Raw genomic sequence first — 23,898 nt, forward strand, 5'->3', positions numbered from 1 at the left:
TAGAAGTTATTTAGGACAATTTCCAAAACATCAATTATTGTCTTCCCACGACCTCAGAAGATCTTTTGCAACCAATCATTATGGGAAAATACCCACTCCCATTCTAATGAAACTTACAGGTCACTCAAGGGAAAGTACGTTTTTAGAATATGTTGGTAAAAATGCTAATATGGATGCATACGCTGATATTTTGATGGATGCATTATCCAAATAATAATAATTAATAGTAAATTAGCGCCGGACTGTAGTCTCAATTAGTTTATAATTAAATGATATTCAGTTATTAAATTTTTAAAAACCCTTAAACGGCATGAAACGGCCATGAGTTTTTTAAATTTATAGGTTCTTTTTTATGTTTTGAACATCTATCCACCTTTTATATTTTCGTTGTTTATCAATAATTTTAAATTTTATTTCATTAACACTTAATGCAGGTGTGGTGTTTAAAAAAATAGAAAAAAACAAAGTTAAAATAGTTTTCTTTTAGAAAACTTATTATATTTGTAGATGTTTAATATCATACAAAGAAGGACGTTACTCAATTATATAAGATTATATCCTGATGCAGCTACATCTCTTCAAGAATGGTATCGTGAACTAGAAATATCTGAATTTAAGAATTTCAATGAATTAAAAGAAATTTATAAAAGCGCTAGTATTGTAGGAGACGATAGAGTTGTCTTTAATATAAAAGGAAATTCATACAGGTTAGTTGTTCGATTTGTATTTACTTATAAAGCAATACAAATTAAATGGTTTGGAACTCATAAAGAGTATGATACCATTAATGTAGAATCTGTTCAATTTAAAACTAAAAGAAACAAATGAAACTAGGTATTATAAAATCCGAAAAACAATATGATGATTATCTAGACTGGGTAGATATTCAATTTAATAAAAACATTAATCCCAAATCAGCAGAAGGTGAAAAACTTCAGATAGTATTAATGTTAATCAAACAATATGAAGATATTCATTATGAAATACCATTTCCTGACCCCATTGAAGTAATTAAATTAAAAATGAAAGAATCTGATATTAGAAATAGGGATCTTGTAAACAAAAAATATGGATCAAAAGGTCACATATCGTCATTACTACACAAAAGAAAACCATTAACATTGGATTTAGCTAAAAGATTTCATAAAGAATTTGGAATACCGGCGGAGGTTTTGTTAGCATAAAATGATTATAATCATGGCCGTTAAGTAATGAGAATTACACGTGAAATTACTTAAAAACAATAATAAGTAGTAAATTAATGTCTGGCTGCAGTCTCAATTAATTCACAAATAACTGATATTCAGTAATTAAATTTTTGAAAACTCTTAAATTGCCATGAAACGGCCATTAGTTTTTCAAATTCATAAACTTACTGAGTAACACAAAAGGTCCTCTTATAGTGTTTAAACTTTCTGAGTTCTCTTATCATATCACCTTCCTTTTGTAAAGAAAATTGATTTTTTTATACATAATGATGATCCCGATAAATTTCACATATTTACTAAAGGTTCAAAAAGATCTTTACAGGATTTGTTAATAGTAGACCAGTACAAGAAATAATTAAATACTATTTCAACCCTTTTTTTTGAAAAATTTACAATCTAAGAAAATTAAGGGATTTCCAATATCCCCATTAATTTATGGTTAAGATATAATTTTTCTTTACCCACTTTTTCAGAAATTAAAAAACCAGATTTTTCTAATTCCATCAAATAATTACCTACGGTTTTTGGTGTCCCTAATTTAGCATCAATTAAAAACTGTCGTTTCGTATAAGGCAACCTAAATAGTATTTCAACCAATTCTTTAGTATATACTTTAGGTAATGTTTCCTTAATCTCTGTTGCCATTTGATCCATTAATAAAGTAACATTTTTTAAGCGTTCTAGTCCTTTGTTAGCTGTATATTCAACCATTTCAAGCATGTAAAGTATCCACCCTTCCCAATCATTATTTTCAGTTACCTTTCTCAGTTTCATATAATAATCCATCTTATTTTTAATGATATATTCACTTAAATAAATAGCAGGTGTATCCAACAGTTTTTCGAGTTTTAGATATAATAACAACAATATGCGTCCTGTTCTACCATTACCATCACTAAAAGGGTGTATCGCTTCAAATTGATAATGCATTAAAGCCATTTTAATTAATGGATCAATAGCATCGTCATCATTTATAAAAGTTTCGAGATTATGTAACTTTTCTCTTATAATAGCTTCCCCTGAAGGTGGTGTGTAAATGGTTTTACCATTCGTATTTTTCAAAGCAGTTCCTGGCGTTGTTCTAATACCTGCAGTATTTTTTTTAATGCTTTGTACAATTTCAACACATAAGTTTGTACTTATAAAAGGTCTCGTTTCTATTTGTTGTAAACCATTCCAAAGTGCTTCTTTGTAGCTTATGACTTCTTTTGTAGCTGGATTATCAAACTTTTTGTCTGCTACTAAAGATCTATATAAATCATCATTTGTTGTGATGATATTCTCTATTTCTGAACTTGCTTTAGCCTCTTGTAAATGAATCGTATCCAAAAACAACGTTGGATTTGGTAAATTGGTAAGCATACCATTAAGTTTTGCTAGCGCTCTACTAGCATCAATAGTCTTGCGTAACACTTTAGTAGTTTCTAAATTTATTCTAGGGGGTAATATTGGTAAACTATTGTAAGGTATTTTTCTATTAAATTTTGTCATTTTAAATAAGGGTACATATTACTCACGTAATCTTAACGAGGGTAAATATACTAAAAATTTACCTTTATTATACTAATGGATGTAATTATTACGTTCAATAAACAGATCGTAAAAAATAAATTTAAACATCCATATACTAAAATCGAATTTGTAGAGAAAGATTTAAAGGTTTCAAGAATTACTGCTGCTAATTACTTGAATACGTTGTCAGATGATGGAATATTAACAAAAAAGAAATTAGGTGTTACGAATTACTACATTAATCACGAATTATTTGATATTTTATCAAAATAGTAATTCATTTAAATTTTATATATTTCCCCACGATTCTGAAAGACCCTGGTGGGATTTTTTAATAATAGACCAATCACAAGAAAGTAAAACACATTTATCAAAAACTAAAATCATTGAATTATAAAGAAACGCTTTTTTTTATCGCCCAGTGTTTGACCATTTCTTTAGAAGCAAAGAATCGGCAAGCCATAACAACCCAATTACAAACAACCACAATAGATTGGGACAGCGTTGTAAAAGTAAGTACAGCCCATTATGTGTTGCCGGCATTGTACTGTAATTTACAACGTGCCAATTTTTTACCGTATTTACCTGAGGAGTTGGTTGGCTATATGGAGCATATTACCAATTTAAACCGAGCGCGTAACCAGCAAATTATCACACAGGCCAAAGAATTAAATACCCTGTTGTTAGCTAACAATATTACACCCATATTTTTAAAGGGAACTGGGAATTTATTAGCCGGTATTTATGTAGATATCGGGGAACGAATGGTGGGGGATATTGATTTTATTTTTTCAAAAGAAGACTATCCTAAGGCCATTGAATTATTAAGAAATTTTGATTACTCAGAGGTGAATCCTTGTGGTTATTACTTCCCAGGCGATAAACATTACAGAAGACTTCAAAAAGAGTACGCTATTGCTGCTATAGAAATACACTCAGAAATATTGGGAATCGAAAAATATAGAAAAGAATTTAATTACGATTTTGTGTTAAAAGATTGCCAGGTAGTTGATGATGTTTGCGTCTTGAGTTATGCCAATAAATTAAACTTATCCATTATTGCCAATCAAATAAACGACCATGGGTTTGAGTATAAAACTATGGCCTTACGAAATGCTTATGACGTTTTTGTATTGTCTAAAAAAACCAATGCAATGGCTGCGGTAAATAGTTTAGACAAACTAAGCCATCCCTTGAATTGTTTTTTAGCAGCTTGTTTTCAAATTTTTAATTCCGTAGATAGTTTAACATACAAAAAAACAACAAAAACAAGGGCGTATTTGAATAGTTTTCAAAAACAGTTTGTAAATCCTAAAGCTACAAAAAGAAAACACAAAAGGATTCAAGTTTGTCTTTTTATAAAACTTAGATTACACATTATTTATAAATCTATAGTTTATAAAGAGTATCGCATTTGGTTGTTTAAAAGATTGACTGATAAAAACTGGTACAAAGAAAAAATGATTCAGTTGGGTTTTAAGGATAAGATTACCAACTAACAGCTGCTTGTTTTATTTATGTATTTGGTTGGTGGTTGATGGTTTTTGGTTGGTGGTTTTTGGATCTTATTTATTTAAGTTAAGAAAATAAATTTATATGTATTATATTTGCAAAAAAAAAAATAATGCTGATTGAAAATTTTAAACCTGAATACCATTTACTTTTATTAAGTATTTTTGTTTTTACAATAAGCTTTCTTGTCTTATCTAAAATACGAGTTATTAGCTTAAAGTTTGATTTAATTGACATCCCGAATTACAGAAGTTCTCATCAAAAAAGTGTGCCTACTTTTGGAGGTATCGCCTTTTATATTTCTATATTGTTTACTTTATTTTTAACTCAAAAATGGGAAACAGGATCTATAATTATTGCTCTTGTTACCTCTTTTTCTATTATTTTTTTTACAGGGCTTAAAGACGATTCTAAAAACATTACTCCGAGAATGAAGTTGTTAGGTCAGCTTATTTCTGTTGGCATTTTGATGTTTTATACAGAATTTAGAATAACCACATTACATGGATTTTTAGGGATCGAAGAAATACACCCTCTTATTTCTGTGTTGCTAAGTGTTTTTTTACTCATTGGTCTTATAAATGCTTACAATTTAATTGACGGGATAGATGGTATGGCCTCTGTTATAGGAATTGTTATTACAACTACCTTTGGCTTGTTATTTTACAGTTTAGAATTGTATTTTTATTTAGGAATTTGTGTGTGCCTATTGGCTATGATACTTTCATTTTTACGCTATAATTTTTCTTCTAGAAAAAAAATATTTATGGGAGATACAGGCTCTCTTTTAGTTGGATTGGTTTTAGGTATGTTGACCATGAGATTATTATCTCTTGATATTGAACCTGTTTCTGAGATTATAATTTCTAGGAAAGAGCTGCCTTTGTTTTTATTAAGTGTCTTATTAATACCCGCATTGGATATTGTTAGAGTAATATTTATAAGGTTTATCAATAATAAAGCTATTTTTTCAGCAGATAGAAAACATATTCATCATGTTTTAGTAGATGTAGGGCTTACGCACAAAAAAGCTTCCATTACAATGGGTATTGTAAATATACTTATTGTTATCATCATGTTTGACGCCATTCGCTATTTTGGGTTATTAGCTTCGTCGTTCCTTTTACTTTTATTGATTTTATTAATGTTATATTCCTTTTCTTTCATCAATAAAAAAGTTTCAAGCCTGCCAAATAAAAATGATGAAAAATCTATTTAGAATCTATAGCAGCGCATCTTTTAGTATGGAAACGAAAAACTTCTTATCAAATTCAATTTAAAAAAACTTAAATGATTAAATTTGTAAAAAAAAATATTATTATTTTGAATAAAAAATTCCTAGTAACAATTTATTTTGTTTTTATTTCTGCCTTTGTTTTTACGCAAGGTCTCGGTGATATTAAAAACCTAGACATTAGTTCTTTGTCTGATGAACAAATAGCTACCTATTGGGGGCGTATTCAAAAAGACGGTTATTCTATGAGTCAACTAGAAACTTTAGCGAAAGCACAAGGCGTTTCTGCCAGTAAAGTAGCCGAATTTAAACGAAGAGTGTATGGCTTAAATACGGTAGATAAACAAGCAAAAAACCTTACAGATTCTACTCCAATTACTAGTGATGTCTCTGAGGCATACGGCGTTCAAGCAGATAAAGTGATTGGTAAAAAGAAAAATTCGAATGCCCCTTTTGGGTATGATTTTTTTAATAATTCAAAAATTTCGTTTACGCCTAGTGTTAACATTGCTGTACCCGATAATTATCAAATAGGGCCTGGTGACGAATTGATGATAGATTTATGGGGTGCCTCAGAAATCACCTATACTGCTCGTGTAGACCGACGTGGAAACATAAAAATTAATGGGGTTGGTTTTATTTATGTAAACGGTTTTTCTTTAGAAGCCGCAAGAAAAAAAATAAGCACAAAATTAAAAAAGAAGCACGCAGGTATTGGTGCTCCTAAAGATAGTTACAGCCATATCTCTACAAATATTACCGTATCTAAAATTAGAACGGTGCAGGTAAATATTATTGGAGAGGTAAAAGCACCAGGAACCTATGCCTTAAATTCATTGTCTACGGTTTTAAATGCCTTGTATGTGGCAGGAGGTCCAAATAAAATGGGGACCTTTAGAGAGGTAAAGTTAGTTCGTAAAAATGAAACTATTGCTACCTTAGATATTTACGACTATTTATTGGATGGCACACAAAAGGGGAATTTTAAATTACAAGACCAAGATGTTTTGTTGGTAGGCCCTTATCAAAATTTAGTTACTGTAGAAGGTGCTGTAAAAAGAACAGGTATTTACGAGTTAAAAGAGGGGCAAACCTTATCTGATTTGATCGCCTATTTTGGGGGCTTTACTTCTAAAGCTTATACTGATTTATTAATTTTAGAACGCTTAGACGGTACACAAAAAGTGGTAAAGGAAGTGAAATTGTCTGAAGCCTCACAATTTGAGATCAAAGCAGGAGATAAAATAGTAGTGCAAGAAGTTTTAGATCGTTACAAAAATAAAGTGACCGTTTCAGGAGAAGTGTATCGACCTGGAAACTATGAGCTACTTCCCAACATGACCTTACGAGGTCTTTTGTTAAAGGCTGATGGGATAACGCCAGAAGCTTTTTTAACTAGAGGGATTATAACTCGAAATTATGATAACACTTACCAAGAAAATATACCCTTTTCTGTGGCAGCCATTTTAGCTGAGAAAACAGACATCGAGTTACAAAATAATGATGTAGTTCAGATATTTAACAAAGATAATTTGAGAGAACCAAGAACTATTCTTGTTCAAGGAGCGGTTAATAAACCCGGTGCGCTTGCTTTTGTTTCTAAAATGCAAATAGAAGATGTAATTGCCTTGTCTGGTGGGCTTAAGGAGGGGGCTGATACCAATAACATCAGTATTTCTAGGCGCTTAAAAGATGGAAGTTTTAAAACCTTGAGTAAATTGTTTACCCTATCTTCTGAAACTAATTTAGCATTAAACAACGGGACTCCGTTTTACATAGAGCCTTTTGACCAAATAAACGTACGTTCTTTGAAAGGCTATGCAGCGCAACAATATGTAAAGGTTACTGGACAGGTAAATTATAGTGGTGCTTATGTGTTGGAAAATAAAAATGAACGCATTTCTGATTTGGTAAAAAGAGCAGGAGGAATAACTGACTTTGCCTATTTGAAAGGCGCCACATTATTTAGGGAAATTGAAGATGCTGCGATAAAAAAATTAATTTATAATGTAGAAAGTGAAGATGTGGAGGTTAATAAATTAAAGGAATTTTCAAAAAGTAATGTTACTTCTATTGGTATTGATTTAGAAAAAATTATGCAAAATCCAGGGGCCGATAGTGATTTGATCTTGTTAGAGGGTGATGAGTTAGTGATTCCAGAAATTAAAGAGACCGTACAGGTATCAGGAGAAGTACTGGTACCATCTTTAGTAAAATATAGAAAAGAATATCGTTTAAAAGATTATGTAAATAGTTCTGGAGGTTTTACAGATGCGGCAAAAAAATCAAAGATATTTGTACGCTACAGTAACGGTCAAATTAAAACCGTATCTCGATTTTTATTTTTTACATTTTACCCTAAACTAGCGCCAGGTGCAGATGTTTTTATCCCCACAAAAGTAGCTAAGGAAAAAATGTCTACCCAAGAAGTATTAGGAATTACTTCGTCGATTGCTACTTTAGCCTTAATTATTAGATCTTTAACACAATAACTAAAGATGTTTTATAAAACTTTAATGCACTATTTATGAATCAAAACACGAATCCTGCTCTAGAAGAAGACACTATCGATATCATTGCTTTGTTAAAAAAGTTTTGGAAAGGACGTCGTTTTGTTATTAAAACCCTTGTTATTTTTACAATTATAGGTTTTTTTATTGCTATTTTTTCTAAAAATACCTACACGGCTTCTTCTACCATAGTTCCTGTAACTGAAGGAAAATCTGTGAGTAGTAATTTAGGAAGCTTGGCCTCTTTGGCAGGAATTAATTTATCTGGTGCTGGAAGTTCAGCTGCTGAAATTTCTCCAACATTGTACCCTAAAATAGTGAATAGTATTCCTTTTCAGTTAGAGTTACTAAAAACTCCCTTGACTATTGAAGGACAAGATAGTTTAGTTACTTACCAAGAATATTTTGAGACCATATATAATCCAGGAGTGCTAGCGACTTTAAAAAAATATACAATTGGTTTGCCAGGTCTACTCATTTCATTCGCCAAAGGTAGTGATGATGAGGCAGGAATAGGCACTTCTAAATCTAACAATCAAATTATTAGCATTTCTGCAGCAGAAAGTAGCTTGATAAAACTGTTAGAAAGTCAGATTAATCTTGAGATAAACGCTAAAGAAGGTTTTATTTCTATTGCAGTAACGCTGCCAGAACCAGAGGCTAGTGCTCAATTGGCTTTGAGGTCTCAACAGTTATTACAACAATATGCTTTGCAGTTTAAGACACAAAAATCGAAAGAGCAACTAAATTATATAGAAGAACGCTACTTAGAAAAGCAACAAGAGTTTAACGATATCAAATTAAAGCTAGCTTTATTTCAAGACCAAAATAACGCTATAAATACGGCTGTGGCAAAAACTAAATTATTGCAATTACAATCTGATTATGATTTAGCTTTTACGGTGTATACTGAATTGGCAAAACAATTGGAAACACAGCGTTTACAGGTAAAAAAAGATACACCCATTTTTACCATATTAAAACCCGTAACAATACCTAAAGAGAAAACGGGTCCTAAAAGAGCACTTATATTGATTATTTATATGTTTTTAGGAATTGTTCTTAGCTTAGGCTATCTTCTTTTAAAAGATTGGTGGATAGACTTTAAAAAACAATGGACGGCTAAGGAAGCATAAATTCTTAGACCATAATTATAATTGTTTTTCTTTTACAAACCATATATTTTAATTTTACACATTTATTTTATAGCGAAAACGATTGAAGTTTTTTAGCCTGTTGTTTTGTGAAAGAAGTTATTATATCTTTGATTTAAATTTTTTTAGATATGATTTTAATTGCAGATGGTGGCTCTACAAAAGCAGATTGGATTGCTATAAATAATGAGAAAAATGAAGTGTTTAGAGTACGAACTCTAGGGCTAAATCCGGCTGTTGTGCCAGAAGATGAGTTGCATAACAGAATTATTAATATGTTTCAACTTATTCATATTAAAGAGGATGTTACAGAAATTCATTTTTATGGAGCTGGATGTGGTACTCCAAAGCCCACAGCTATTTTAAAAAATATATTAGAAAACATTTTTGTAAATGCAAGCGTGGTGGTTTCTGAAGATATGTTGGCCGCTGTATATGCCGCTACCGGTAAAGACCCTGCAATGGTTTGTATTTTAGGTACAGGCTCTAATAGTTGTTATTTTGATGGGCAACAAATGAATATGTTAGTGCCTTCTTTAGGATATATTTTAATGGATGAAGCTAGTGGGAATTATTTTGGAAAAAAATTACTTATAGATTATTACTATAAAAGTATGCCCGCAGCTATTTCTAAAAAGTTTGAAAACGAATTTAATTTAGAAGCAGATCATATAAAAAAGAACATTTATAAAGAAGCAAACCCTAATATGTATTTAGCAACCTTTGCTAAATTTATGTTCGATTTTAAAGACGATGACTATATCAAGAGTCTCATTAAAAAGGGATTTCAAGAATTTTTTAAATACCGAGTTTTACCCTATGATATCAACAGCCAAACATCTATCTATTTTATAGGCTCGATAGCCCATTATTTTAGCGATATTTTAGAAAGTGTTGCCAATACACATGGCTTACAAATTACCGAGGTAATACAAAGGCCTATAGATCGTTTGTTAGCATATCATAAAAATAACATTAATCTATAAATTCTAAAACTCTTTCCAATTTCATACCTCTAGAACCTTTAATTAATATAATTTGGTTTATTAGAGGTTTTTTTTGCAGATAATTTTGCAACTCTTCAAAACTTTTAAATTGATGATTTTTAGTAGTACTCTTATCAAAGTTTTCTCCCACATAAAAAGTATTTTCAAAAAGTTTACTGTCTACTAAGTTTACCATTGCTTGATGTTCTTTTTTACTTTCTACTCCCAATTCGAACATATCTCCTAAAATAACCGTTTTAGGCGATTCTTTTAAATTAGAAAAATGATCTATAGCTACCTGCATGCTAGATGGATTTGCATTGTATGCATCTAAAATTATTTTATTGTTTTTTTTCTCAATAACTTGAGATCTATTGTTTCTTGGAATGTAGGCTTCTAAAGCTTCTTGTATCTGTTTGTTGTTTACCTTAAAGTAATTTCCAATGGTAATGGCTGCAGCAATATTTGTGTAGTTGTATTTTCCTATTAAATTAGAATTGATAAATTGGGTACTGAGTTTTACAGTTACCAATGGGCTTGCTTTGACTAGGCTTACATCATTTAAAAAATAAATGGTTTTACAACGTTTTGTTTTTTCAACTTGAATGGAATCCTCAGGATTAACAAAAGCTGTTTTTTTATGTTCAATTAAAAAATCATACAACTCGCTTTTACCTTTAATAACTCCTTTAACGCCACCAAAACCCTCTAAATGAGCTTTTCCAAAATTAGTGATATACCCATAATCGGGTTCGCAGATTGTTGCCAAAAAAGCGATTTCTTTTTGATGATTTGCCCCCATTTCTACAATACCAATTTCTGTTTTGGGAGTCATAGATAATAAGGTTAAAGGTACACCAATAGCGTTGTTTAAGTTGCCTTTTGTTGCAGTTGTGTTATACTTTTTTGAAAGTACACAATTGATTAGTTCTTTAGTAGTTGTTTTACCATTACTACCTGTTAAACCAATAATTGGTATCGCTAATTGGCTTCTATGGTAGTTGGCTAACTGTTGCAACGTTTTTAAAACATCCTCTACTAAAATAGTTCTATGACTAGAGTTGTATTTTTTTTCATCTATAATGGCATAACGCGCTCCTTTTTTTAAAGCTTCTTCTGCAAATTTATTTCCATTAAAGTTTGCTCCTTTTAAGGCAAAGAAAATGGTGTTTTTTCTAATAGCTCTAGTATCTGTATCCACCAGAAAATCTTTCGTATATAAGTTGTAAATTTCTTTAATATTCATAAAATAAAGATAAAAAAAACCTCAATGAAAAAAAACATTGAGGTTTTAAAAATTTTATTAAATAGACTATCTTATGGTATGTCTAGCTGTTCTTTTATTATTGGTCATTGGGCCTAATTTATCTGTAACACATCTAAAGCCAATAAAATTAGTTGCCATATACTCTGGCAAATATCTTCTTTGTGCAGGGTCTAACCAAAACTCTCTATCTGCCCAAGATCCTCCTTTGTAAACTCTTGTTTCATCACTAATTAAAGTTCTACGTTTCTTAGCGTCAATTTCTAAAGAGTCTCCTTTAAATTTAGGTTTTTTGGGTGCATTATACATGTTGGGTCTAGATGCAAATCGATCAGCATCATCTTGGTAAAAACGTGTAGAGTTTAAATCTCCATCTCCAATATTTCCATTTTCAGCTTTAGAGAAGTTTGTTCTAAATGCGGCATCACTTTTTGTAATTGGTATGTATTTTATAGCGCCAGGTAATTGTTTCGGAATAACGCTTCCATTAGGTAACGTATCGTATTCAACCTGTGCACCCTTACCCACGATAACAACCTTACCTTCTTGATTAATCATTTTTTTGGTAAACAAGTTTCCTCTAAAATAGTTAAAATCGTTTGCTTTGTCATCTATAATAGGCCTGTAAATATCTGCAACCCATTCTGAAACATTACCAGACATATCATACAAACCAAAAGCATTTGGTGGGTACGATTTAATTATATTAGGAATATCAGCACCATCAGAACTCCAGCCAGGTAACCCGCTATATTGTCCTCTACCTTGTTTAAAGTTTGCCAATTGATCTCCTCTAGAACCTTTTGATGTTGCTCTGGTGTATTTTCCATTCCAAGCATATTTTTTTCTACCTCTAATATTATTATACTCTCTGTTTTCTAAAATTGCTTTTGCTGCAAATTCCCATTCGGCTTCGGTAGGCAATCTAAATCTCTGTTGTAAAATACCGTCTGCTTGGGTAATTTTTCTTCCTTGAAAAGAGCCAGAGCCTTTTTTTCTTGAAGACATTCTAGATTTAACACCTCTTTGGTAAATTGTAGTATCTCCTTCAAAAAGATTTGAATCATCTGCTAAAAACACATCTGTATCAAAATGATTTCTAATAGAATCCATTTCAAAAATGTTTTTGATGTGCCCTTTGTCTATTAATTTTTTAAGATTTACTGCATTTGTTCTCCATTTGCAATATTCGTTTGCTTGTAACCAAGTTACGCCTACTACAGGATAATCTGCATATGCTGGATGGCGAAAATAATTTTCTGTTAAAATGTCTGTATTTCCTAAACTTTTTCTCCAAACCAAAGTATCTGGTAAAACAGCATTATAAATATGTTTGTATTGTTCTTCAGAAGGAGGAAAAACATCTTTTATATACTGTACATACAAAAAATATTCAGAGTTGGTAACTTCTGCCTCATCCATAAAGAAAGAACGTACATGAATTTTTTTAGGTGTCGTGTTCCAATCAAACATAACATCATCCTGAACTTGCCCCATTGTAAAAGACCCACCTTCTATGGCAACCATTCCTAAAGGAGGTTCTTGCCCTTCAAAAGAACTATTTCTAATATACCCCCCGTTTTTAGGATCGTTAAAAGACAAACCTGTTAACCTAGATTTACCACTTTTAGCTCTATTACAGTTTGCTAAAAGTACTGTTGTTAAAACAATTAAAGATATTTTTACTATTTTTTTCATTTTCTAATAGAAAATTATTTTGTGTTTTATTTATGTGATGCAATTTACAATAAATATCATTGAGTACAAGAAAAATATAAATTTTAATGCATCATGTTTTCAATTACTTTTTATCAAACGTATGCTTTATCAATTTAGTATAATTTATCTTTGCAAGGATTAAAATATCTCTTATAAATTTGCGTTATTTGATTAGTTATTCATGAAAACCTATTTACAGCTACTTTTTATTGTAATTTTTGTGCAAATTACCACTGCACAAACTGCTAATTCTGTACTTTCTACTGGAGATTGGTATAAGTTTTCTGTAGATACTACTGGTGTTTTTAAAATTGATAAAAATTTATTAGAAAATATTGGTATTTCTACCAATAACTTAGATCCTAGATATCTAAAAATTTTTGGGAATGGTGGTAATCTCTTAGCCGTTTTAAATAGCGATTTTAGAAACGAAGACCTGCAGGAAAATGCAATTTATATTGAAGGAGAACAAGATGGTGTTTTTAATAATAGCGATTTTATTCTTTTTTATGCAAAAGGACCACATGATTGGGTGGTAAACCCCTCTTTAAAAACTGCAAGACATAGACAAAATATTTATTCTGATAAAGCCTACTATTTTATAACGGTTGGCAATAGTGAAGGTAAAAGAATAACAACCAAACCAGCAATTACCAATCCAGGACAAGAAACCCTTACTACTTTTACTGATTTTACTTTTTATGAAAAAGAAGAATTGAATCTTTTAGGAGCAGGGACCCAATGGTTTTTTAATGATAATTTTAATATTGAAAATACTCAAACCTTTACCATTCCTTTTAAAAATGCCGTTGCCAACAATCCGGTTTTTGTAAGAACAAGAGGGGTTAGTAATTCTGTGGTGTCTTCTGAATTGGCGGTAAAAGTGAATAATACAGCTATTTATACGATAAATTTCCCAGCAGTTTCAGGTGCTTTAACGAAAGCGTTAACAGCCGAAAGAAGTGCTTCTTTTGTAAATACCTCTGAATCCATACAAATAGAAATGTCTTACAATAACAATGGGAATCCGTCTGCAAATGCCTATTTGGATTTTATAGAAATTGTGGGCGAAAAAAAATTAGCAGCCAACAATAATCAATTTTCATTTAGAAGTTTTCAGCAGTTTCAGGCTTCTACTTCAGTAGCTTTTCAAATAGCCAACGCCAATCAAATTTACCAAGTTTGGGATGTTTCCAACCACTTATCTCCACAAATAATTACCAATGAAGATACAGGCAACAATTTTATGTTTACAGATATTGGTGGTATTTTAAAGGAATATATTGTGTTAAATGCAACTGATTTTTATACCCCAGAAACCATTAAAAATGCTAAAGTTGCCAATCAGAATTTACATAGTTTAAAAGACATCAATTATTTAATAATAACAAATAATGAATTATCTTCTCAAGCACAACGATTGGCAGATTACCATCAAACTAATTCGGGTTTAACTACAAAAGTGGTTCATTTAGAAGAAATTTATAACGAATTTGCATCGGGCTCGAGAGACATTACTGGGATTAGAGATTTTTTAAAACATTTATATACCACAAATACATCCGAAGATACAAAGCTACAATATGTATGCTTTTTTGGAGATGCTTCTTACGATTATAAAGACCGAATTTCATCCAACAATAATATTGTACCCGTAAAATTATCTGAAAATAGTTTTAATTTAGCAAGTTCTTATGTAACAGACGATTTCTTTGTGATGTTAGATGCTCATGAAGGTACGATGTTAACCTCTCATACTTTAGATGTTGCCTCGAGTAGAATTCCTGTTTCAGATGTTGCTCAAGCCAAAGATGTTGTAGATAAAATTTTAAGTTATTACCATAAAAATTCCATCGGAGATTGGCGAAACACGATTACTTTACTAGCAGATGATATTGATGATACTGGGGAAGAAGTAATTCAACAAGGTGTAGAATCTATCGCAGATGAAATTACCCAAAACAAACCAATTTTTAATTTAAATAAAATTTATGTTGATGCATTTGTACAGCAAAATTCTTCTGGAGGAGAACGCTATCCAGAGGTAAATGAAGCCATTACAAATGCCATAGAAAAAGGAAGTTTGGTTTTCGATTATTTTGGTCATGGAGGAGAAGATGGTTTTGCCTCTGAAAGAATTTTAGAAAAACCACAAATTCAAGAATTTAACAATGCCAACACATTACCCCTTTTAATTACTGTTACTTGCGATTTTTCTAGATTTGATAATCCCAGCAGAATTACTGCAGGCGAGTTAACATTGTGGAATAAAAATGGTGGTGCGGCAAGTATGATTACCACGACAAGAGAAGTTTATATTTCTGTGGGTCAACGTTTTAACGAAATTTTAATACGACTGCTTTTAGAGTTTAATAACGAAGATTACACAATTTCTGAAGCCTTGTTACAAGCGAAAAACCAATTTACAAACTCTCAGAAATTTTTTATTTATTCTTTTGGAGACCCAGCAATGAAACTAGCTGTACCAGAACCCAACGTGCAAATCACGAAAATGAATGGGGTAGCTATTACCCAATCTTTAGATACGTTAAAAGCACTTTCTAAAGTAAGTTTTGAAGGTGTGGTTTTAGACAATACAAATACGATTCTAAATGATTTTAATGGCACTTTATCGACCACAATTTTTGATAAACCTTTAGACAAAACCACTTTAGATAACGATAATTTTGGTGTTAAAATGAAATTTGATACGCAAGATAGCAAACTATTTAGAGGAAAATCTACTATAGAAAACGGTGTATTTAAATTCGATTTTATTGTACCCAAAGATATCAAAATTGCTTATGGTAAAGGAAAGTTAAGCTTTTATGCAGAAAATGGAAATATAGAAAAAGCGGGTTCTAATTTTGATGTTGTAATGGGGGGTATCGATGAAAATGCACCAAATGATACTGTGGGGCCAGAAATTCAGCTTTTTATGAACGACGAATCTTTTGTAGATGGAGGCAATACCAATAGTTCACCTAATTTAATAGCAGTACTGTCTGATACTAGTGGAATTAATACTTCTATCACCGCTGTAGATCATGATATTATTGCGGTTTTAGATGGAGATACCTTGAATCCCATCATGTTAAACGACTTTTATGAAACCGAATTAAACGATTTTACCAAAGGAAAAGTAACCTATAGATTAAGAGATTTAGAAGTGGGACCACACTCCTTAAAAATAAAAGCTTGGGACACTTACAATAATTCATCAGAAACCACGTTACATTTTGTGGTTGTAAGCGATGCCATTCTAAATTTAGAAAATGTTTTAAATTATCCCAATCCATTTGTAAATTATACAGAGTTTTGGTTTAACCATAACAAACCAAACGAGCCCCTAGAAGTACAAGTACAAATATTTACAGTTTCAGGTAAATTAATTAAAACAATTAATAGAAACGTGCAAACTACTGGTAATTTGTCTAGAAATATTACTTGGAATGGTTTAGATGATTTTGGTAATAAAATAGGAAAAGGTGTCTATGTTTACAAGTTAAAAGTAAAATCTACAATGAGCAATTTAGTTGCCGAAAAGTATGAAAAATTAGTAATACTTCAATAAAAAGTAGATATTTGCAAGAGCTATATATTAATATAAATTTTAAAAATGAAGAATTTAAAAATGTTTTTATTGGTTGTTTGTTTGGCAACATCAAAAATGGTAGCACAAACAAATACACCTGTTACTGGTGGTATAACTACAGCAACGCCTTTTTTGTTAATTGTACCAGATGCTAGAGCAGGTGGTATGGGAGATATGGGAGTAGCTACAACTGCAGATGCATGGTCATTGTTTCATAACCCTGCAAAAATAGCGTTTAGTAATAGACAAATAAAAACAGGTATTACCTATTCGCCTTGGTTACGTAATTTAACAGACGATATTTTTATTGGAAGTGGATCTTACATAAACAGGTTTAGCGAAAATGCTGCTTGGGGTGCAGATTTTAAATATTTTTCTTTAGGTCAAATAGATTTAACCGACAATCAAGGAAATTCAACTGGTTCTATTAATCCAAACGAATTTGTTGCTACAGGTTCTTACTCATTAAAATTAAGCGAAACCTATGCAATGGGTGTTTCTTTAAAATACATTCGATCAAACTTAGCATTTAACGGAACCGCAGGTAATGCATTACAACCTATCAATTCTTTTGCGGTAGATATTTCTGGATATTATCAATCTTTAGAAGAAAATTATGGAAATTTTAATGGTCGTTATAGATTCGGTTTTAATATTGCGAATATAGGGCCAAAAGTATCTTATGTTCCTGGAGAAGAAGACTTTATTCCAACAAACTTAAAATTAGGTGGTGGTTTCGATTTTATTTTAGACGATTACAATACCATTTCTACTACAGTAGAATTTACAAAACTTTTAGTACCAACACCAGATCCAAACAATCCAACGGCAAACGATGAATCAGGTTTTATTGAAGGTATTTTTTCTTCTTTTGGTGATGCCCCAGGAGGTTTTAGTGAAGAGTTAAAAGAAATTACCTATGCTTTAGGAGCCGAGTATTTATACAATAATGCATTTGCTTTAAGAGCAGGATATTTTCATGAAAGTGAAGATAAAGGAAACAGACAATATTTTACTTTAGGCGGCGGTTTTAAAACCAATGCTTTAAATATAGATTTATCCTACTTGGTAAATTCTTCAGATGTAAATAATCCACTAGAAAATTCTTTGCGTTTTTCTCTATCTTTTGATTTAGGAGAACTTTATGAAGACTTTTAAAAACTAGTAAATTTTTACTAAGTTTATCCTATTATTTAAAGCAGTCATTTTAAGACTGCTTTTTTTACCAAAAATATGAAGGAAATTAAAATTACAGCTTCAGCAGCGCTGTATAAAAACATTACAGAATTATCTGGTGAAGATACTTTGTTAATGCAAAAAGCCATAGAAGCAAGACACAATGCGTATGCACCTTACTCTAAATTTAACGTTGGTGCAGCTTTGTTGTTAGAAAACAATCAAATTGTTTTAGGGAATAATCAAGAAAATGCGGCATATCCATCTGGTATGTGTGCAGAAAGAGTTGCAATATGGAATGCAGGTACAATGTTTCCTGGTGTGAAAATTAAAAAACTAGCTATTTCAGCAAGTTCTACCATTTCTAAAGTAAATAAACCTGTGGGGCCTTGTGGGGCTTGTAGACAAACATTGTCAGAATTTGAAATTAACCAAAAACAACCTTTCGAAGTATTATTTATGGGGGAAGTTGGTGAGGTTGTAAAAACAAAATCTTTATTAGATTTATTGCCTTTTTCTTTTGATAGCTCTTATTTATAGAAAGAATTTTATTTATGAAATTACCGATTTCTCCAAGAAAAAAATAAGGTAAATTTTTAGTAGAAACTACTTTTTGATGCTAAAATGATTCCTTTTTTTAAGCAGATTGTTATCAATAATACATTAGATCATCACTTAGAAATGATACTCAATTTTTCGAACGATATTTTTTTTTTGACACCACAACCTATAAAAACAATACCGTGCAAAAACACCTAGATAAAAATGCTTTTGTGCAATTTTAAAATAACATTTTACTCGTTGGACATCGTATTTATTTTAAATAATAAGTGCCAGTTTTAAGACAGAAAATATAGAAAGAATGAAAAAGAAACATCTCTATAGCCACTGTATGCCATTAAAAATGAGCTTGTATCAAAATTAAACTTCTTTTTTAATACCTTTAAATTCTTTTTTTTTCTTTTTGAACTTTCCATTACTATGCGTGCATAGTAATTTTTTAAGTTACTTTTTTATATTTTTGATTTTATAAATTTTATTTTTTTATGATTTCTTCAAAAATTACCGGAACAGGAAGTTTTATACCCACTATTAAAAAAGAAAATAATGCTTTTTTAGATAGTCATTTTTTAAATGAAGATGGTAGTACTTTTTCGTCAGAAAATTCTTCGATCATCGAAAAATTTAAAGATATTACAGGTATTGTAGAAAGACGCTATGCAAAACCTGAATTTAAAACTTCTGATTTGGCATTTTTTGCCGCCGAAAAAGCCATTAAAAATGCACATATAAATCCAGAAGAAATAGATTATATTATTGTAGCACATAATTTTGGAGATGTGCAACATGGAGCTATACAGGGAGATACGTTACCAAGTATTGCAACAAGAGTAAAATATAGACTGGGTATTTCAAATCCCAATTGTGTGGGGTACGATTTACTTTTTGGTTGCCCAGGTTGGATAGAAGGCGTAATACAAGCACAAGCTTTTATTAAAGCTGGTATTGCAACAAAATGTTTAGTTATTGGCGCAGAAACTTTGTCTAGAGTTGTAGATAAACACGATAGAGATTCTATGATTTATAGTGATGGTGCAGGTGCTTGTATTGTAGAAAAAACAACAGATGATTCAACAGGAATTATAAGTCATGCAAGTCAAACTTTTGCAAAAGACGAAGCTTATTTTTTACATTTTGGGAAGTCGTTCAATACAAATGAAGATAAAAATATACGTTATATAAAAATGTATGGTAGAAAAATTTATGAATTTGCCATTACAAATGTACCAGCTGCAATGCAATCTGTTTTAGACAAAAGTGGCATAGATATTAAAGATGTAAAAAAAATATTTATACATCAGGCAAACGAAAAAATGGACGAAGCCATTATTAAAAGGTTCTACAGACGTTATAAAATGAAAGCCCCAGAGGGTGTGATGCCAATGAGTATTCATAAACTAGGAAACAGTTCTGTAGCCACGGTGCCTACTTTATTAGATTTGGTTTTAAATGGTAAAATAGAAAATCAAGAAGTACAAAAAGGCGATGTTGCTATATTGGCTTCTGTAGGAGCAGGTATGAATATTAATGCTATTGTGTACCGTTTTTAAAAAATAGCATTCATTTTTTGTAAACTATTAGTCTATAGAATATCTTTAAAAAAATACCATCTAATAACGTAAATCTAATATCAAAATATTATTTTTGCGCATGCAACAACACAACGTACTTATTTTAGATTTCGGTTCGCAATACACACAGTTAATTGCGAGAAGAGTAAGAGAGTTAAACATTTATTGTGAAATTCATCCCTACAATCATCAACCAGAAAATGTATCAGAATTTAAAGCAGTCATACTTTCAGGTAGTCCAAATTCAGTAAGAGGAGACCTTGTTTTACATCCAGATTTATCTCAAATTAGAGCTAAAAAACCAGTTTTAGCAGTTTGTTATGGTGCTCAATATTTAGCCCATTTTTCGGGTGGTAAAGTAGCCCCATCTAACACGAGAGAATATGGTAGAGCTAATTTGTCATATATAAAAGAAAATGAACTTTTCTTTGAAAATATTTCTCCAGGAAGTCAGGTTTGGATGAGTCATTCAGATACTATAAAAGAATTGCCAACAAAGGGTGTTTTGTTAGCAAGTACAGCAGACGTTGCGAATGCTGCTTATAAAATTGAAGGAGAAGAAACGTACGGAATTCAATTTCATCCAGAAGTATATCACTCTTCAGATGGCAAGCAATTATTAGAAAATTTCTTAGTAAAAATAGCAGGTGTTGCCCAAACTTGGACAGCAGATTCATTTGTAGAAAGTACCGTGGCTGCAATTAAAGAAAAAGTAGGAAATGATAAAGTTGTCTTAGGCCTTTCTGGAGGTGTAGATTCTACTGTTGCTGCAGTTTTACTAAACAAAGCTATCGGCAAAAACCTGTATTGCATTTTTGTAAATAACGGTTTATTGCGTAAAAATGAGTTCGAAAGTGTATTGGCACAGTATGAAGGAATGGGCTTAAATGTAAAAGGGGTAGATGCCTCTGAGCGATTTTTAAAAGCTTTGGCAGGTGTTTCTGATCCAGAAAAGAAAAGAAAAGCCATTGGTAACGCTTTTATAGAAGTTTTTGATGATGAAGCACATCAAATTACAGACGTAACTTGGTTAGCACAAGGTACTATTTATCCAGATGTTATAGAATCTGTTTCTGTAAATGGTGGACCTTCTGCAACTATTAAAAGTCATCATAATGTAGGTGGTTTGCCAGATTTTATGAAATTAAAAATCGTAGAACCTTTAAAAATGATTTTTAAAGATGAAGTTAGAAGAGTTGGTGCTTCTATGGGAATAGATGCTGAGTTGTTAGGACGTCATCCTTTTCCAGGACCAGGTTTGGCAATTCGTATTTTAAGTGATATAACAGCCGAAAAAGTTCGTATTCTACAAGAAGTAGATGCTATTTTTATCAACGGATTAAAAGAAGATGGTTTGTATGATAAAGTTTGGCAAGCAGGTGCGATGTTATTACCCGTAAATTCAGTAGGTGTTATGGGTGATGAAAGAACATACGAAAAAGTGGTTGCTTTAAGAGCTGTAGAAAGTACAGATGGTATGACTGCAGATTGGGTAAATTTGCCGTATGAATTTTTACAAAAAACATCCAATAAAATAATAAATCAAGTAAAAGGCGTTAATAGAGTAGTGTACGACATTAGTTCTAAACCACCTGCAACGATAGAATGGGAATAAAATATATGAAACATCTTACATTTTTTGTTTTTCTGTGTATCCTAACATTTACTGTTTCTTGCGGACAGCAAAAAAAATACATAGAGTATAAGGTTAAAGAAGGAGAAACCATGCGTGTTATAGCCAATAAATTGGATATGAAAACGAAAGATTTACTTCGCTTAAACCCAGATGTTAGTAGAAAACCAGGTGCCAATACTATAATTATTATTCCTAATAAAGAAATAAAGACGGCACAAAACAATACAAAAAATATAGAATTAAACACTAAAAAAAATATAAAGCAGCCAAAAGATACTATTAAAAATACAGTGGTTACTAATAAAGAAAAAGAAAAACAACTTTTAATAGCAACTTTAGAAAAAGAATATAAAATTTACGAAGTAAAAAAAGGAGATACTTTTTTTAGCTTAACTAGATTCTATAATGTAACCCAAGAAGATTTACTTACTTTAAATCCAATTTTATCAGAAGGCTTAAAACTAGGGCAGATTATAAAAATAATGCCTTTAGAAGAGGTTTTTGATGAAGAAGATTTAATTTACGAAGATCATATAGCAAAAGATGTTGTTATAAAAGCAGCAATACTATTGCCTTTTAGAGCAGAAGAATTAGATACTTTAAGTGCTCAAGAAATTTTTGGTAAAAGTAAATTAGCTACCATAGTAACCGATTTGTATTTAGGGGCAGCATTAGCCATAGACTCCTTAAGAAAACAGGGGGTACAGATAGATCTAAAAGTTTATGATACAGGTAGAAACAGTACAAAAATTAAAGCTATAATTGCTACAGAAGATTTAAATGAAAATGATGTTCTTATAGGCCCTTTATATTCGGAAGAAGTTGTTTATATAGCAGAAAAAGTAGAAACACCAGTAGTTTTTCCTGTTTATTCTAAAAAACAAAATAATTTTAATTCTAAATTAATTGTCAAAACAGCGCCCAATAAAAGATTATTTAGAAAAACACTTTTAAATTATTTAGATGAATCTGTTACAGATGGTAATATTATTATTGTGGGAGATGGAAAAGCTGAATCTGATTTTAATGCAAAACAAATTACAAATGCCTTATCTAAAAAAGATTCTATAGATACCATTATTAAAATTATACCAGAAAATGGGTATATCAAAAAAGAAAAATTCACAGAAGTTTTAAAGCCGAATATGAAAAACATTGTGGTGCTAACCACAGACGATAATGTAATTGTAGCAAGTGCTATTAACAGTCTAATTAGTTTGCCAGAAGAAGTTACCGCTTCTGTTTTTACGTTTGATAAAATTAGCGCATTCAATAAAATTGATAACTCAAAATTAGCGCAACTAAACTTTACTTATGTTAGTAATGAGTATGCTAGAGATGATTCTTTTAGAAGTAGTATGTTTCACAAGGCTTATTTAAAGAAAAACCATGTATTACCGTCTTATTATGCAACCAGAGGTTTTGATGTAACTTATGATGTTTTAATGCGTTTAGCCTCAGGTAATAGTTTAAAATCTACTTTTGATGAAGGTTATTCCTATAGAGTAGAAAATAAGTTTGATTATACAGATAAACTTTTTAAAACCCCAGAAAACAAAGGTTTGTATATTGTAAAATACAATGAGGATTTAACCTTGACAAGAATTAAGTAAGTTTCAAGTGTTTAAAATATAAAAAAATCCGTTGAAATTTTCAACGGATTTTTTTTTATAAAGAAAAATGAATGAAACCTAGATTTTTTTCATCTGTTGTTTCATCATTTGCATTTGCTCTTTTAACATACCATGTTTGTCTAATTTTTTAGCCTCTGCCATTAAATTAGTAGCTTCACGTTTACGTCTTTTGGTCATTGCAATACCAGCCAATTGTAATTTTGCCATTGCTAAATCATGATCCATAGACAAACCTAATTTTACAGCTTTACGTAAAAACTTTTCTGACTGTGTAATGTTAGTTTGGCTTAGCATAATACCATGTAAATAGTTGAAGTAACCTTGTTGCTTTGTTATTAAAGCAGCCTCAGGGTTTTTAATATAACCTAACCATTTTTTTGTGCCCTCAAAGTTTTGCTTACGTAATTGTAAAAAAGCCAGTAAAATAAATTCGTTTTTAAAGTAAAATAACACAAAAATTCCTGCTAATAACAAAATAGAAATTCCGTTCATGATATTAGCTTGGCTAAATTGGTAAATAGCCCAAAAAGTTATTAAACCTGCTAATATTAATTTTATATTTTTATGAAACATATTGGTTTTTATTTTTAGTATTTTTATATTGTGCAAAAATACATTTTCTTCTC

19 protein-coding genes are annotated in these 23,898 nt (G+C 31.0%); 15 read left to right on the forward strand and 4 right to left on the reverse strand.

Going from position 1 to position 23,898, the window contains the following annotated elements; genetic code table 11:
- Positions 1-37: 37 nt before the first annotated feature.
- The 3 genes from AC2D6T_RS08690 to AC2D6T_RS08700 all read left to right on the forward strand — a co-directional run bounded on the left by AC2D6T_RS08690 (position 38) and on the right by AC2D6T_RS08700 (position 1,184).
- The gene (locus AC2D6T_RS08690; RefSeq protein ID WP_484681227.1) at positions 38-214 is read left to right on the forward strand and encodes a hypothetical protein; all 177 of its coding nucleotides are present in this window, start codon (positions 38-40) and stop codon (positions 212-214) included.
- A 293-nt stretch (positions 215-507) separates the two neighbouring features.
- Complete coding sequence (locus AC2D6T_RS08695) at positions 508-828, forward strand: type II toxin-antitoxin system HigB family toxin (protein ID WP_484681228.1); 321 nt, start codon at positions 508-510, stop codon at positions 826-828.
- A complete protein-coding gene (locus AC2D6T_RS08700; protein ID WP_484681229.1) occupies positions 825-1,184 on the forward strand; it encodes a helix-turn-helix domain-containing protein in 360 nt (119 codons plus the stop codon). Before AC2D6T_RS08695 ends, AC2D6T_RS08700 begins: the two co-directional genes overlap by 4 nt.
- 429 nt (positions 1,185-1,613) lie before the next feature.
- Here AC2D6T_RS08700 and AC2D6T_RS08705 read toward each other — a convergent pair whose 3' ends face one another.
- Positions 1,614-2,699, reverse strand: a complete 1,086-nt coding sequence (locus AC2D6T_RS08705; RefSeq protein WP_484681230.1) for a Fic family protein — start codon at positions 2,697-2,699, stop codon at positions 1,614-1,616.
- Between the two features lie 75 nt (positions 2,700-2,774).
- Here AC2D6T_RS08705 and AC2D6T_RS08710 point away from each other — a divergent pair, with 75 nt between their 5' ends.
- From AC2D6T_RS08710 to AC2D6T_RS08735, 6 genes are all read left to right on the forward strand, one after another.
- Positions 2,775-2,993: a DNA-binding protein gene (locus AC2D6T_RS08710; protein WP_484681231.1), complete on the forward strand. Its 219-nt coding sequence runs from the start codon at positions 2,775-2,777 to the stop codon at positions 2,991-2,993.
- Between the two features lie 113 nt (positions 2,994-3,106).
- The gene (locus tag AC2D6T_RS08715) at positions 3,107-4,219 is read left to right on the forward strand and encodes a nucleotidyltransferase domain-containing protein (protein WP_484681232.1); all 1,113 of its coding nucleotides are present in this window, start codon (positions 3,107-3,109) and stop codon (positions 4,217-4,219) included.
- Positions 4,220-4,344: 125 nt separating this feature from the next.
- On the forward strand, positions 4,345-5,451 hold the full coding sequence (locus tag AC2D6T_RS08720; protein WP_484681233.1) for a glycosyltransferase family 4 protein: 1,107 nt from the start codon (positions 4,345-4,347) through the stop codon (positions 5,449-5,451).
- A 104-nt stretch (positions 5,452-5,555) separates the two neighbouring features.
- The gene (locus AC2D6T_RS08725) at positions 5,556-7,958 is read left to right on the forward strand and encodes an SLBB domain-containing protein (RefSeq protein WP_484681234.1); all 2,403 of its coding nucleotides are present in this window, start codon (positions 5,556-5,558) and stop codon (positions 7,956-7,958) included.
- Between the two features lie 35 nt (positions 7,959-7,993).
- Positions 7,994-9,112: a Wzz/FepE/Etk N-terminal domain-containing protein gene (locus tag AC2D6T_RS08730; protein ID WP_484681235.1), complete on the forward strand. Its 1,119-nt coding sequence runs from the start codon at positions 7,994-7,996 to the stop codon at positions 9,110-9,112.
- Between the two features lie 149 nt (positions 9,113-9,261).
- Entirely contained in the window at positions 9,262-10,116 is an 855-nt protein-coding gene (locus AC2D6T_RS08735; protein WP_484681236.1) for an N-acetylglucosamine kinase, read from the forward strand.
- Here AC2D6T_RS08735 and AC2D6T_RS08740 read toward each other — a convergent pair.
- Positions 10,106-11,362: a UDP-N-acetylmuramoyl-tripeptide--D-alanyl-D-alanine ligase gene (locus tag AC2D6T_RS08740; RefSeq protein WP_484681237.1), complete on the reverse strand. Its 1,257-nt coding sequence runs from the start codon at positions 11,360-11,362 to the stop codon at positions 10,106-10,108. The two genes, AC2D6T_RS08735 and AC2D6T_RS08740, sit on opposite strands and share 11 nt — an antisense overlap.
- 66 nt (positions 11,363-11,428) lie before the next feature.
- Complete coding sequence (gene gldJ, locus AC2D6T_RS08745) at positions 11,429-13,078, reverse strand: gliding motility lipoprotein GldJ (RefSeq protein WP_298948336.1); 1,650 nt, start codon at positions 13,076-13,078, stop codon at positions 11,429-11,431.
- A gap of 202 nt (positions 13,079-13,280) precedes the next feature.
- Here gldJ and porU point away from each other — a divergent pair, with 202 nt between their 5' ends.
- The 6 genes from porU to AC2D6T_RS08775 all read left to right on the forward strand — a co-directional run bounded on the left by porU (position 13,281) and on the right by AC2D6T_RS08775 (position 23,251).
- The gene (porU, locus tag AC2D6T_RS08750; RefSeq protein WP_484681238.1) at positions 13,281-16,673 is read left to right on the forward strand and encodes a type IX secretion system sortase PorU; all 3,393 of its coding nucleotides are present in this window, start codon (positions 13,281-13,283) and stop codon (positions 16,671-16,673) included.
- 45 nt (positions 16,674-16,718) lie between these two features.
- A complete protein-coding gene (gene porV / locus AC2D6T_RS08755) occupies positions 16,719-17,852 on the forward strand; it encodes a type IX secretion system outer membrane channel protein PorV (RefSeq protein ID WP_484681239.1) in 1,134 nt (377 codons plus the stop codon).
- A 75-nt stretch (positions 17,853-17,927) separates the two neighbouring features.
- On the forward strand, positions 17,928-18,410 hold the full coding sequence (gene cdd, locus AC2D6T_RS08760) for a cytidine deaminase (protein ID WP_347186248.1): 483 nt from the start codon (positions 17,928-17,930) through the stop codon (positions 18,408-18,410).
- Between the two features lie 506 nt (positions 18,411-18,916).
- A complete protein-coding gene (locus tag AC2D6T_RS08765) occupies positions 18,917-19,981 on the forward strand; it encodes a 3-oxoacyl-ACP synthase III family protein (RefSeq protein ID WP_484681240.1) in 1,065 nt (354 codons plus the stop codon).
- A gap of 100 nt (positions 19,982-20,081) precedes the next feature.
- A complete protein-coding gene (gene guaA, locus AC2D6T_RS08770; RefSeq protein WP_298948341.1) occupies positions 20,082-21,617 on the forward strand; it encodes a glutamine-hydrolyzing GMP synthase in 1,536 nt (511 codons plus the stop codon).
- 5 nt (positions 21,618-21,622) lie between these two features.
- The gene (locus AC2D6T_RS08775; RefSeq protein WP_438989026.1) at positions 21,623-23,251 is read left to right on the forward strand and encodes a LysM peptidoglycan-binding domain-containing protein; all 1,629 of its coding nucleotides are present in this window, start codon (positions 21,623-21,625) and stop codon (positions 23,249-23,251) included.
- A 78-nt stretch (positions 23,252-23,329) separates the two neighbouring features.
- Here AC2D6T_RS08775 and AC2D6T_RS08780 read toward each other — a convergent pair whose 3' ends face one another.
- Positions 23,330-23,845 carry a DUF2892 domain-containing protein gene (locus AC2D6T_RS08780; protein ID WP_438989025.1) on the reverse strand — a complete coding sequence of 172 codons (516 nt, stop codon included), beginning with the start codon at positions 23,843-23,845 and terminating at the stop codon, positions 23,330-23,332.
- Positions 23,846-23,898 lie beyond the last annotated feature (53 nt).

Source organism: Polaribacter sp. YIW18, assembly GCF_057219325.1.